The organism is Polyangium fumosum (assembly GCF_005144585.1).
Classification (GTDB): Bacteria; Myxococcota_A; Polyangia; order Polyangiales; family Polyangiaceae; genus Polyangium; species Polyangium fumosum.
The window spans coordinates 1-12,873 of the sequence record NZ_SSMQ01000026.1 but is presented as its reverse complement, the minus strand read 5'-3'; the positions used below and the strand labels follow the sequence as shown (position 1 = coordinate 12,873).

The window sequence follows — 12,873 nt, the reverse complement described above, 5'->3', positions numbered from 1 at the left end:
GACGTGGATCTCCGCGTCATCGGTTGCCACGGCGGCGAGACTCCGAAGCACCGCACGAGCGCCTTCATCCTCGACGAGCGTCTGGCGATCGACGCGGGATCCCTCACGAGTGGCCTCGAAGTCGAGGGGCAGCTCAAGCTCGAAGGGTGCCTCGTCAGTCACGCGCACCTCGATCACATCCGCGACCTCGCGACGCTCGCGGACAACCGCTGTCAGATGGGCGCGCCTCCGCTCATCGTCGCGGGCACGCGCGAGACGATCCGCATCCTGCGGCAGCACTTCTTCAACAACGAGCTCTGGCCCGACTTCGCGACGATCCCGACGCCGGACAACCCGACGATCCGCTACCTCGAGCTCTCGCCGGAGACCCCGGCGCCGCTCGCGGGCTGCAATGTCCGCGCGATCATGGTGAGTCACACGATCGAGTCGGCCGCGTTCGTGATCGAGACGCCGGGCGGCGCCATCGCGTACAGCGGTGACACGGGCCCCACGGATCGGCTGTGGCAGGTGCTCGACGAGCAGCCGAACCTGCGCGCGCTCTTGATGGAGGTGAGCTTTCCGAACCGGGAGCAGCGGCTCGCCACGGTGAGTGGTCATCACACGCCGCAGACGCTGCGCGCCGATCTGAAGAAGCTACGCCGCCCGCAGGATTTGCCGACGCTGCTCTACCACATCAAGCCGGTGTTCCAGGCCGAGGTGGAGCGCGAGTGCGCCGCGCTCGAAGGCGTGAGCCTCGAAGTGATGAAGATCGGCGATCAGTTCTTGCTCTAGGACACGAGCGTCTCGCGCTGCGACCGCTGCCAGCACCGCTGAAATGCAAAGCCCCTCTCCCGCTTGCGGGAGAGGGGTTCGGGAGAGGGCGGGACTGAGGAGAGGGGCGGGACTGAGGTGAGGGTCGATCAGCCCTGCTGCTCGGGCTCCACGCGCGCGAGCACGACCGTGATGTTGTCGAGTCCGCCGTGGAAGTTCGCGCGCTCGATGAGCACGCGGCACGCCTCGTCGAGCGACGGGGCCTTCGTGACGATGTCGCAGATCTCCGGGTCCTTCACGAGGCCCGAGAGCCCGTCGGAGCAGAGCAGGTAGATGTCCCCTGCGGCTGTCTCCTCGGTGAGCAGATCGACGAGCACGTCCTCGCGGATGCCGAGCGCGCGGGTGATCACGTTCGGCGGCAGCCGCTTGATCTCCTCCTCGGTCATCCACGGCGCCATGTGCAGGGCGTCGCTGACGAGCGAATGATCACGGGTGAGCTGTGTGATCTTCTCGCCTCGGATGCGGTAACAACGGCTGTCGCCGACGTGACCCACGGTCACGCGCGTCGCGTTCTTGTCGAACATCGCCGTCACGATCGTCGTGCCCATCCCGAAGTCCGCCATGGTCTTGAGCGAACGGTCGAAGATGCGACGGTTGGCCAGTCGCAGGCCCGTGACGACGTAGTTCTCCTCCTCCGTCAGGTTCGGATCGGCAGGAAATGGCCATGTACCGTCGCGACCGACGGTGACCGAGAAGAAGTCTGAGAGGGTGGAGACAGCCAGCCGGCTTGCTACATCGCCAGAGCGATGCCCGCCCATTCCGTCGGCAACGGCGACGACATGGTACTCGGGCATCACGAGGAGGTTGTCCTCGTTGTGCTCCCGCATCAGGCCGACATCGGTCATCCCGGCGAACCGGGTTCGCATGGCCGAACAGTAGACGCGTAGGGGGGGGGCCGTGCAAGGTCGGTGAGCAGATCCCGTCACCTTTCCCGCGCAGACCCACCCCCACGCCCCCCCCGGAAGGCCAGCAAGCCCACCAGAACCCCGAATTTGCGGGGAACAGGTGTCGGTTATGTGCTTGTGGCTACGATTTTCCTGGATTTCACAACCAGGTCGAGCCGAGCGCGATCCCGAGCGCAGGCGCGAGCGCCTCGGCCGCTCGAACACCGGACGCCTGCGACTCTTCGAAGAGCGCCATGCCAGGCTGATCCGCGTGCGCCCAGGCCACGCGCTCGTCGAGCAAGACGAGCGGTTCGAAGGGCTGTTCGCCGAGAAATCCAGGGCGCGGACGTGGCATCGCGTGACCCCACACGCACACGTCCATGCGTGTGATCTGCTCACGCAGCTCCGGATGCGCAGGTGCGAGATCACGCAGCACGTCGTTCGCGATCTGCTCCCACGGCGCGACGACGAGGCCTTTTCGAGCGCCCACGACGTCGGGCCCGCCGTACGCGCGGTAGTACGTGAGCACCGTGCGCGCGGAGAGCTCCGTGAGCTGATGGCGCGCGTCGACGTAGCCGAGGCCCGCCGCATCGTAGAGGACGGAGTCCCACGCCATGTCGGGATCGATCGGGCGCTCGACGTGCATGTTCGCGACGATCCATGGTGAGCTCGTGCGCGTGGGCAAGCGCGCCGCAGCCGAAGGGAAGAGTCGACGGGTGACGAACGCGGGCGCCGCGACGACGACAGCCCGCGCGTGCGTGCGCCGCGGAGCGCGATCCCGCACGTCGAGCCAGCGCACTTCGACACGACCGCCTTCGATCGCGACGAGGCCCGTCACGAGCGCGCCGTGCGTGACCGTCGCGCGTGCACGTTCGGAGAGCGCTTGGACGAGCTTTCCATTGCCCTCGGGCCACACGAGGAAGTGGCTGCCGTCGAGCTCGGGTGTCTTCAGCTTGCGCCCCGCGAAGTAGTGCAGCGCGGCCCAGGCCGAGACCTCCTCGGGCTCGGCGCCGAAGTCGTCGAGGCACGCGTAGCGCACGTACCAGCGCAAGAACGGCGAGGTGTAGCCCTCGCGATCGAGCCACGCGCGCATGCTGATCCGATCGAGCGCGAGCGTGTCCGGATCCCGCGACGAGAACGCGAGCGGGATCTGGAAGACGGGCTTGCCGTCGGCGCCGACGCGCTCGGTGAGCTCATCCTCGAAGCGGGAGAAGCGCTCCATCTCGGCACGATCGTGCGCGTCGAGCTCGTCCTGCGGCACGAGCCCCGGATGCCACGCGCCGCGGTAGAAGATGCGCTCTTGCGGCGCGTGGCAGAGCACGCGTGGATCGAAGCGCGGGCGACCCGCCGCATCCCATCCCTTCACCACGCCCATCTGTTCGAGCAGGCGCAGCGCAGCGCGCGCCTCGGGGTTCGGCGCCGCGAGGTAGTGCGCGCCCCACGGATGCGGCGCGGCGCCGTCGTCGCCCCACGTGCTCGTGCCGCCGAGGAACTGCTCGAGCTCGAGCACACGCACGTCGAGCCCCGCGGGCGCGAGCCTCCACGCCGCGGAGAGGCCGGCGATGCCCGCGCCGACGATGACGACATCCGCACGATCCGGCGGCCCGCTCGGCGTGGGCGCACCGCCGTCGCGCACGAGGTGACCCACGCCGTGCGAGGCGCCGATGATGCGACCTGCGATCGGCGCCTTTCCGGGGAGGATGGTGTCGACCATCCAGCCCGCCGCGACCGTTGTGAGGAAGGCCCGCCGGTCCATCAGCGCGTGAAGACGCCCCACTCGCGCGCGTAGGTCGCCACGAGCTTCTGATCGTTCAGCCGGTTCACGGGGGCCTCGACACGGCCGATGTCGCGCGGGAAGCGGAAGAGCTCGGGCAGCCCCGAGGACTCGAGCCACCGGAGCTTCGTGGGTTCGATGCGGAGCGCGCCCGGCGCCGCGAGTTCTTCGCCGCCCGCCAACACGAAGCCCCAGTCGCCGAAGCTCGGCACGTACACGTGGAGCGGCGCCGTCTTCCAGCCCGCGCTTTCGAGCGTCTGCACGATGGTCCAGAACGACTCACGCGCGTACTGCGGCGAGGTCGCCTGCACGACGGCGACGCCGCGAAAGGAGAGGCGCTCGCGCAGGAGGTGGTAGAACGCGTCGGTGTAGAGCTTGCCGACGGCGTAGTTCGAGGGATCGGGGAAGTCGACGATCGCGAGGTCGAACGAATCGCGTGAGTCCTCGAGGAACTTGTACGCGTCCTCGTTGCGCACGGTGACGCGTGGATCGTTCAAGGCTCCGCCGTTCAGCTCCAGCGCGACGGGCAGCGTGCGGAACGCGTCCGTGACCGCGGCGTCGAGGTCGATGAGCACGATGCGCTCGATCGAGGGGTAACGAAGCAGCTCGCGCGCCGCGAGCCCATCCCCGCCGCCGAGCACGAGCACGCTGCGCGGATCACGGCCGAGCGCGGCGACGGCGGGGTGGACGAGGACCTCGTGGTAGCGCTGCTCGTCGTCCGAGGAGAACTGGAGGTTGCCGTTGAGGAAGAGGCGCGTCGTGCGCGGCGAGCGCGTGATCACCACGCGCTGGTAGGGTGACTGCGCCGTGTAGAGGATCGGCGCGCCGAAATAGACGGTCTCGGCGCGGTCGACGAACCGCGTGACGAACCCGAACACCGCGGCGAGCACGCCGAAGATGAGCAAGCACTGCGCGCGCAAGCGGATCGTGACGGCGCGATCGAGCGGGAAGAGGAACGTCGCGAGCATCGCCACGGCCGCGTTCAGGAGGCCGAAGAAGAGGCTCGTCTGGTGCACGCCGAGCTTCGGCAGCAGCAGCGACGGGAAGAGCAGGCTCGCGATCAACGCGCCCACGTAGTCGAGCGTGAGGACGCGCGCGACGAGCTCCTTCAGGTCGACCGAGAACTGGAGCAGCCGGATGAGCAGCGGGATCTCCAGGCCCACGAGCGTGCCGACGAGCACCACGACGCCGTAGAGCGCGAAGCGAAACGCCGCGGCCGCCGTGTAGACCTTGAAGAGCAGCGGCGCCGAGAGGCCCCCCGCGAGGGCGAGGCAAAGCTCGATCTCGACGAAGCGCTCGAGCAGGCGATCCTCGAGGAACTTCGACAGGTACGAGCCAATGCCCATCGCGAACAAGTACAGGCCGATCACCAGGCTGAACTGGGTGACCGAGTCGCCCAGCACGTAGCTCGCCAGCGTGCCCGTCACGAGCTCGTAGACGAGCCCGGAGGTCGCGATCACGGCCACCATGGCGAGGAGCGCAGGGTGGACCCAGCGGCGCGGCAACTGCGGCTGCGGCATGCCGCGCCTTCCTAGCACCGGGTCGGCGCGGCCGGTGAGCCCGATCCGAGACGCCCACGTCGGAAGCCGTCCGACGAGAGAGCACGCCCGCGACGAAAATGGGCTACCATCCGAGGCGTGACTAGCCCGTTCGACCGCCAGGCGGCGTGTCCGTCGTGCGGGGCGCCCATCACGTTCCGCTTCGCCGGCGCCGCTGCGCAGGTCTGCAAGCATTGCAATTTCGTCGTTGCACGCACGGACCGGAACCTCGTCGCCGTCGGCCGGATGGCAGACCTCGTCGACATCCCGTCGCCCCTGCAGCTCGGCGGGACAGGCCGCTGGAGCGGCGGCGAGCCGTTCGCGGTCGACGGCCGCGTGCAGCTCGATCGCGCGAGCGCGCCCGGCGCGCCATGGCAGGAGTTTTTCATCACGTTCCCGATGAGCGGGAAGTGGTGCTGGGTCGCGAGCGCGCAAGGGCGCTGGTACTCGACGAGCGAGGTGCCGCTCCCGCCGGAGCTCCCGCCGATCCACGCGCTCCGCGCAGGCCAGCAAATCAGCCTCGGCACCTACGGCGTCTGGACCGTCGCCGAGGTCGGGCAGCGCCGCGTGATCTCAGGCGAAGGCGAGATGCCCGCCGTCGCATCGCCCGGCGTGCCCACAGGCTACGCGGACATCGCCGCGCCCAACGGCGCCTTCGGGACGATCGACTACGGCGACGGCCGCATCCCGCCGAAGCTCTACCTCGGGCGGCAGATCGATCCCGCGGTGATGGTGCTCGACTCGGGCGCGCCGGTCGAAGCCGCAAAGGCCGAAGTCACGAGCGTCGCGTGTCCGAACTGCGGCGGCAACCTGCCGATCGTCACCCCGGGACAAACCGAGCGTATCGTCTGCCGGTACTGCGGCATGGCGAGCGATCTCAACCAGGGCGCGTTGCGCGCGCTCGGCCCCGCGCCGAAGCCGCCGATCGAGCCCTTCATCCCGCTCGGCGCCGAAGGCAACCTGCGCGGCAACCGCGTCATCTGCATCGGCTTCACGATCCGCGGCTGCACGGTGGAAGGCGAGCGCTACCGATGGCGCGAGTACCTGCTCTATGCAGGCCCGCGTGTCGGCTACCTGTGGCTGATGGAGGAGGACGGCGCGTGGTGGCTCGTCACGCCCATCCCACCCGGCGAAGTCAGCGTCTCCGGCGGCGCCGCGATGTTCCGCAGCCAGCACTACAACTGGAAGCAGAGCGTCCGCGCCGAGACCGAATACGTGGTCGGCGAGTTCTACTGGAAGGTCGAGATCGGCGAAGCCGTCCAGGCAACAGAATACGAAGGCCCCGGCGGCAAGGTCAGCGTCGAGCAGACACCGAAAGAGGTGACCTACTCGTTCTGCGAGCGCCTCTCGTCCGGCGACATCGGCGCAGCCTTCGGCATCAAGCCCCCCGCAGGCTCCCTGCTCGCCTCCGGCGAAGGCGGCAGCGGCTGCACAACCAGCGGATGCGGCACGATGCTCATCATCGGCGTCATCGTCCTGTTCGTCCTGCTCATCGTCTTCAGCGACTGCGGCGGAAGCAGCGGAGGCGGCGGCGTCTTCATCGGCGGTCCAAGCTTCGGCGGCGGCAAGTAGCCGTCGCGCCGGGGCGCTGCCCCGGACCCCGCGGGGGGCTGTCCGCCCCCTCGACCCCGGACCAGCGAGGCGCTGGACCCAGGGTTGAAAAACTGCGCTCCGCGCAGTTTTTCAAACAGGCCGACGAAGAAGGCGGGGGGCCAGCAGAAGCCGTAGCGCGGCTGTCTTGGTGGGCAACGTCGCTGCTGGTCTTGACCGGGCCTGTTCGATGAGCTGCGCGGAGCGCAGTTCATCGAGCAGACGTGTTCGGCCGCAAGCTGCGCAAGTACGAGTCGATCCTGGCCGGGGAGGCGAGCGCCAAGTTTGCGCGTCTCCTCGACGATCACGCGGCCTTCGACGCCCGGATCTCGCAGCTCCCCACCGAGAAGGACGTGATCGATTATCTCCGCTGGCGGCACGAGGACGCCCACCGGAATGCGCTCGGCGGGCATTGTTACTGGCTCCTCCGATCCCAGGGGCTCACGGATCGCGCGGCCACGCGGCAGCTCGAAGGGCAGTCGGTGGCGGATCGGAACGAGCTATTGTTCCAGCACGGGATCCAGTTCAACGATCTGCCGGCCTGGCAAAAACGCGGCGTGGGCCTGCATTACCGCGATGTCGAGCACGTCGGCAGGGATGGGCGGGATGGAAGCGCCGTCGTCACGACGCGGCGCAGGCTGCATGTGGAGTTCGAGTTGCCGCTGGGGATGGCGTACACCACGTTCGTTCGTCAGCGGATCGAGGAGGCGACGCCGCCGCCGAAGCCGCTCCCGGGGGGCGAGGAGCGTTCCGACGCGTGACGACGCCGAAGCGTATTTTCGTGATGGGCGACCCACAGGCGCCCATGGCCAAGGTGATGGTCGTGCCTTCCTAAGAAGGCCGATATAAATCTGGATTTTCCGCGCGCTGGGAGCTAAGTACGCAGCCTGCTGCTGTCCTGCCAAGCGTCGAAGGCGACGTAACGTTACGACGGTCCGATCGAGCGATTTTATATTCCCATGGAAGTACACGGCGCGCGTGGGAGCGCACGGCGCACCGCGGAGGCCACGCGCAATTGGACGGCGCGCGTGCGACGGCCCGGAAGGGTGGCCCGGAGCGGCAGGAACGCTGGCTCCGGAGGGCGCCGTGTCTCGTGACGAGATGGGCATCGCCCCGAACAGCGGCACAGAGTCATCGCATCCAACGACGATACCACCGAGGTGAATATGACGACGAATCGAGAGCTGGGCTTTTTGTGGTCGCTCAAGCAGAAGTGCAACGTGGACCGATTGCCGACGCTCGAAGCGTTCGAGGGCTACCTGAAGGCGATCCTCACTTGTGCCAACGGAGACGGCAACCTGACGCCCGCAGAAAGAGAGTGGGTGCTCGGCCATGGGTCTGCCGTGGGCGCGCTGGACTCGTTGCTGGAGGAGCTCAAGACCTACAAGGCCGACGAGGATATCGAGAAGCTGCTCGCCATGAGCCCTCAGGCGGATGCTTCCCGGCGCGTCCTCATTTACGACGCGGTTCGAGCCTGCAGCGCCGATGGAGAATACAACGACCGGGAGAGGGCCACGGTGCGCAAGATGGGATCGAAGCTCGGAATTGCCGAGGATTTGATCCGCCAAATCGAAGAAATCGCCCTCGAAGAAGCCCGGCTGTGGGAGCGACGGGTGAAGCTCGTGTATCCGGCGGGGACACCTCCGACGCTGCGCGCGGACGCCGCCTCGTCGGACCCGGCGTGAAAACCCCGGCGTGAAAACCCCGGCGTGACGCGTAGAGGGGGGTTCACCGCGTCTCGCCGGGGTTTCACCCCGGTCCCGACCAGGGGCTCTTCGCCCCTGGACCCGAACCAGGGCACCGCCCTGGACCTCCCGTGCATCTTGCTTGACAGCCTGGCGCGCTCGACGGTCCGATGACACGCATGAATCGCTCGGCCGCTCCGCGCCTGCTCCTTGGCCTCGCGCTCGTCGCGCCAGCCGCGTGTGGAGGAGCCGCACCGCAGGAGCCGGCGCCCAAGGTGGCCACAAGCACCCCCGCGGGCGCCTGCGAAAGCACCACGGAGAGCGCTTGCCGGACAGCGTGTGACGGCGGAAACGTGGCCTGCTGCGAGCGTTTGGGCGACCTCGTGTTTCGGGATCGCGACCGCGGGCCCTCGCGGGCGCTCGCCGCGGCGGAGGCGCTCGGCAAGGCGTGCAAGGGCGGCCATGCGCGCGGCTGTCAGAAGCTCTCGCGGCTCATGCTGCACGGTTTTCCCGGGGCGCTCGCCGCCGACCCGACGCAGGCCGTCACCCTCGCGCGCCGCGCATGCGACAGCGGAGATCCCGCTGGATGCGGCGACCTCGGGCGGATGTTCCTCCACGGCGTCGGCGCCGACCTCGACGATCAACGCGGCGCCCCGCTGCTCGCGAACGCCTGCGACGCGGGCGACGGCACGAGCTGCGACGTGCTCGGCATCGCGCTCCTCTTCGGCCTCGCCGTCACGCCGGATCCCGAGCGCGCGCAGGCGCTCTTCGTCAAGGCCGCCAAGGTGAGCGAAAAGGGCTGCGCCGCCGAGGATCCGCGCGCCTGTCTCGCGCTCGGCAAGGCGCTCGCCCTCGGGCGCGGCGTGCGACGGGACCAGGTGCGCGCCGCGGCGATCTTCCAGCGCGCCTGCATGGCGGGGCTCGCCGACGGGTGCGAATGGCTGAGCGGGGCCTATGCCTACGGCCTCGGCGTCCCTCGCGACGGGCCACGCGCGCGCGCCCTCGCCGCGCAGAGCTGCGAGGAGGGCAGCCCCTACGGCTGCGCCACCCTCGGCTCCCTCCTCGGCGAGGGCGTGGGCGGCGCGAAGGATCCCGTCGAAGGGGCCTCGGCCGCGCGGCGCGGCTGCGAGGCCGAGCCCTCGGCCTGCGTCCACCTCGGCGCGGCGTACGAAAAGGGCGCGGGCGTGCCCAAGGACAAACAAAAAGCCGCCGCGCTCTTCCGGCGCGCGTGCGCCGCGGGCGACGTGACGTCCTGCACGGCGCTCGGGCTCGTCATGGTGCGGGGCGACAGCGTGGCCCAGGACAAGCGGGGTGGCTTCGCGCTCGTCTCCACGGCGTGTGACGCGCACCTGCCCGACGCCTGCGCGGTGCTCGGCAAGCTCCTCGGCAAGGGAACGACGGCCGCACCGGATCCGGCGCGCGCGCTCGCGCTTTTCCTGGAGAGCTGCGAGGCGGGCGCGGTGATCGGCTGCGGGCAGGCGGCGATCGCCTACGCCGAGGGGAAGGGCACGGCGCGGGACGACGTACGCGCCGCCGACCTCTACCACCGCGCGTGTGAGGGGCGGCAGGAGGACGCGTGCCTCGAACTCGGCATGTTTCGCGCCGAGGGCCGCGGCGGGCCACGCGACGAGGCCGCGTCGACCGAGCTGCTCCGGAAGGCATGCGACGGCGAGAACGAGCTCGGCTGCAAGCTCCTCGCGGCGAAGCCTGCCGACCGCGTGGCGCTGCGCGCAAAGAGCCGCGTGAAGGTCGACGAGTGCAATGCGCTCATCGAGGTCATCAACACGGGCATCGAGGACCTCAACAAGGTGCCGGGCCCGGACCCCGACGCCGATCCGACGGGCGCACGCGAGCTTCGCAGGATGGCCGACGTGATGGACCACGTGGCGCAAAAGGCGGCGGGCGTCCGCCTCACGGTGCCCGAGCTCGTCCAGTTCGGCGCTGACTATCGCGGGATGGCCCTCGCCGTCGTGAAGGCCGCGCGCGCCATGGCAAAGGCGGCGGACGCGAAGGACGTCGCCGCGATCCACGCCGCGCAAGCCGACCTCGACAAGGCGGTCAAGCAAGAGGACCCGCTCGTCGACGCCATCAACAAGTTCTGCCAGGACCCCTGAAGCTCCGACGAACCAGGATCGTTCGCCCCTCTTTCCGATCGATTCGTATGAAAAACCTTTCGCTCGCCGCCCTTTGCGCCCTCGCCATCTCCTGCTCCAAGTCGACCCCGACGCCCGAAAAAGAGGCGACCGTCGCGCCGAGCGCCGCGCCCCCCGCCCCGAGCGCGAGCGCCGCGTCGGCCGAGCGCGAGCCGCCGAAGAAGACGATCCCCACGCTCGCGCCCGAGCCCTTCGAGGGGACGAAGGGGCTCTCCGTGGAGCTCTTCGGCATCGAGGGCGCGCTCCTCGTGGCCGAGGGCCTGCGCGTCGGCCGGATCGTCGAGGAGCGCGTCGAGTGGATCGGCAGCGTCCCCGAGACCAACCTGTCCCTCGGCCCCACCCGGGTCTCCTCCGTCCACGGCTCCTGGCCGGACAGCGTCGACGTGCTTTCCATGAACATGGGCCGCGCGCCGATGCCCACGTACTTCCCGCTCACGGGCAAGGGCGTGTCGCGCACGTTCGGCCCGGGAGGCTCCCTCGGGTGGATCCATGGCACGGCCCGGCTCGGCAAGACGACGCTCGTGGTGGGGTACGACGTGAATGATGGCCATCGGTTCGACACCGTCCGGGGGCCGACGCTCGTGCTGAAGCCCATCGAGGCCGAGAAGGGCGGCTGCAAGAAGGGCGAGGTGAAGAACGTCTGGGGCGACGACAACGACAAGGGGATCGCGCTCCCGCCCAGCGCCGTGGCCGCGACCGAATCCGGCACGCTCGTGACGATCGGAAACCTCTGCGATCGGGCGAAGAGCCCAGCCGCGGAGGTCTGGGAAAAGCCCGGCACATCGCGCATCGTCGAACTCGGCGCCCTGGTGAAGGAGTTCGCCTACTTCCCCAAGATGCTCCGGGGAAAGGGCGACGACCTCTGGGTCGAGACCACGCCGGTGCTGCATTACAACGGCGGGAAATTCGACATCTTGCCGACGCTCGACAAACCGATCCGGGACCTCTTCGTCTCGCCGAGCGGCAAGCTCCACGGCATCTCGGGCCGGTCGATCGTCCGTTTCGACGAGGGCACGTGGACCGTGATCGCGAATCTCGCCCGTCCCATGCGGTTCGGCGCGGTCGTCATGGATGACAAGGAGACGATCTGGGTCTCGCACAGCGGCGTCTCCCGGCTGCGCGAAACGCAGAACGCCGACGTGGAGGAAGAAAGCTGCAAGACGCCGTTCGTCTACCTCTACGAGGTGTCGTGGAGGAACGACGCGAAATACACCTTCCCCACGACCACGAAGGCGCTCTCCACGTTCCCCGAGGTCGCCGACCTCGGGCTCGTCGAGTATTACGACGACGGGCGGCGCCTCGGCATCACCGTGAAGAGCAAGGAGCAAGGCGAGGCCGTGATCGCCCACGTGAAGGCGAACATGAAGGACGAGCAACCCGAGCTCATCTGTTACGCCCCGAAGGGGCCCCGGGTCATCGAGATCAAGGCGAAGAAGTGAAGCCCGTCCCAGGGCGCCGCCGCGTCACGACACGCGCGGGCATCCCGTGAGATAAAGCGCCGACCCCGCGACACCCGCGTCCCACGCATAGGCGTCGCCGCCGGGCACGGCGCGCGCAATCGCGAGCAGCTCGTCGGGCGTGTAGGCGCGGAGCGCGGAGACCATCCCATCCCACGCCACGAGCGTCGGAATCAGCGGGAGGAGGTACGTGAGCGCCCAGCGCGACGCCCGCAGCGGGCGCACGAACGGCACCAGGACGAACGAGCCGACGAAGAGCATGGTCATGTTCACGCCCAGCGCCAGCGGCGCAAGCACGCCCGGCAGCCGCCGCAGCGCAGGCGAGGCCGCGACATCAAAAAACGCGAGCGGCTTGCCATCACGGACGGTCGACGCCACGAGCGCCGCGACAGCCTCGGGCGGGAAGTGGTGCAGCGCGCTCCACATCGTGCGCACGCCGTCGAGCTCGGGCGGGACCGCGAGGGCATCCACGGATTCTTCGCGGTACACGAGCCCAGGATCCTTCCGCTCCGCGACACGCGCCCGGCCCGCCTCGTTCGGGTACCGATCCGTCAAGACGAACCGCACATCCCCCCGCCCCTCATCGCGCAGCGCCCGCATCGCATAGAGCGCGCCGCCGCCGCCACCCGAGCACACGTCGATCACCTGTGTGCAGCCGGTTTGATCGAGCAGCGCCCCGAGCTTCGGCACGACCCCGCGGTAAAACTCCAGGCGATCGAAGCCAAAGTCGAGGAGATCCGTGCCGCCGTCGCGGATGGCGGCAGGCATCCAGGGGAGATCCTCGAGCTCGACGAGTTGCATGCGGCGCACGAACGCGATGATGGGGGTGCCCGCGCCGCGCTTCAAGCCCCCGAGCTCCACCGCGCTGGGGCGTTGCCCCAGACCCCAGGAGGGGGCTGTCCGCCCCCTCCACCCCGGACCAGCCAGGGGCTGGACCCAAGCTCGATGAACTGCGCGATGCGCAGTTCATCGAACAGGCCCG

At 69.1% G+C, this 12,873-nt stretch carries 10 protein-coding genes; 6 read left to right on the top strand and 4 right to left on the bottom strand.

The genetic code is table 11. The features are described 5' to 3' along the window. Positions 1-3: 3 nt before the first annotated feature. Positions 4-771: an MBL fold metallo-hydrolase gene (locus E8A74_RS24030; protein WP_136931398.1), complete on the top strand. Its 768-nt coding sequence runs from the start codon at positions 4-6 to the stop codon at positions 769-771. 128 nt (positions 772-899) lie between these two features. On the opposite strand, the gene E8A74_RS24025 is transcribed toward E8A74_RS24030, so the two are convergent. From E8A74_RS24025 to E8A74_RS24015, 3 genes are all read right to left on the bottom strand, one after another. Further along, on the bottom strand, positions 900-1,676 hold the full coding sequence (locus E8A74_RS24025) for a PP2C family protein-serine/threonine phosphatase (protein ID WP_136931397.1): 777 nt from the start codon (positions 1,674-1,676) through the stop codon (positions 900-902). Positions 1,677-1,854: 178 nt separating this feature from the next. After that, entirely contained in the window at positions 1,855-3,408 is a 1,554-nt protein-coding gene (locus tag E8A74_RS24020) for an FAD-dependent oxidoreductase (protein ID WP_232379718.1), read from the bottom strand. A gap of 41 nt (positions 3,409-3,449) precedes the next feature. Then, the gene (locus E8A74_RS24015) at positions 3,450-4,988 is read right to left on the bottom strand and encodes a polyamine aminopropyltransferase (RefSeq protein ID WP_136931396.1); all 1,539 of its coding nucleotides are present in this window, start codon (positions 4,986-4,988) and stop codon (positions 3,450-3,452) included. Positions 4,989-5,105: 117 nt separating this feature from the next. Between E8A74_RS24015 and E8A74_RS24010 the strand changes: the two genes are divergently transcribed. The 5 genes from E8A74_RS24010 to E8A74_RS23990 all read left to right on the top strand — a co-directional run bounded on the left by E8A74_RS24010 (position 5,106) and on the right by E8A74_RS23990 (position 11,873). Continuing rightward, complete coding sequence (locus E8A74_RS24010; protein ID WP_136931395.1) at positions 5,106-6,578, top strand: DUF4178 domain-containing protein; 1,473 nt, start codon at positions 5,106-5,108, stop codon at positions 6,576-6,578. Positions 6,579-6,820: 242 nt separating this feature from the next. Continuing rightward, on the top strand, positions 6,821-7,357 hold the full coding sequence (locus tag E8A74_RS24005) for a hypothetical protein (RefSeq protein ID WP_136931394.1): 537 nt from the start codon (positions 6,821-6,823) through the stop codon (positions 7,355-7,357). A 405-nt stretch (positions 7,358-7,762) separates the two neighbouring features. After that, positions 7,763-8,281, top strand: coding sequence for a tellurite resistance TerB family protein (locus E8A74_RS24000; protein ID WP_136931393.1), 519 nt, complete (start codon positions 7,763-7,765; stop codon positions 8,279-8,281). 179 nt (positions 8,282-8,460) lie between these two features. Continuing rightward, positions 8,461-10,395, top strand: coding sequence for a tetratricopeptide repeat protein (locus E8A74_RS23995; RefSeq protein WP_170229324.1), 1,935 nt, complete (start codon positions 8,461-8,463; stop codon positions 10,393-10,395). A 47-nt stretch (positions 10,396-10,442) separates the two neighbouring features. Next, positions 10,443-11,873, top strand: a complete 1,431-nt coding sequence (locus E8A74_RS23990; RefSeq protein WP_136931391.1) for a hypothetical protein — start codon at positions 10,443-10,445, stop codon at positions 11,871-11,873. Positions 11,874-11,897: 24 nt separating this feature from the next. Here the strand turns inward: E8A74_RS23990 and E8A74_RS23985 are convergent, their stop codons facing one another. Further along, positions 11,898-12,737 (bottom strand): hypothetical protein, encoded by an 840-nt coding sequence (locus E8A74_RS23985; RefSeq protein ID WP_136931390.1) that lies wholly within the window; start codon positions 12,735-12,737, stop codon positions 11,898-11,900. Positions 12,738-12,873: the final 136 nt, after the last annotated feature.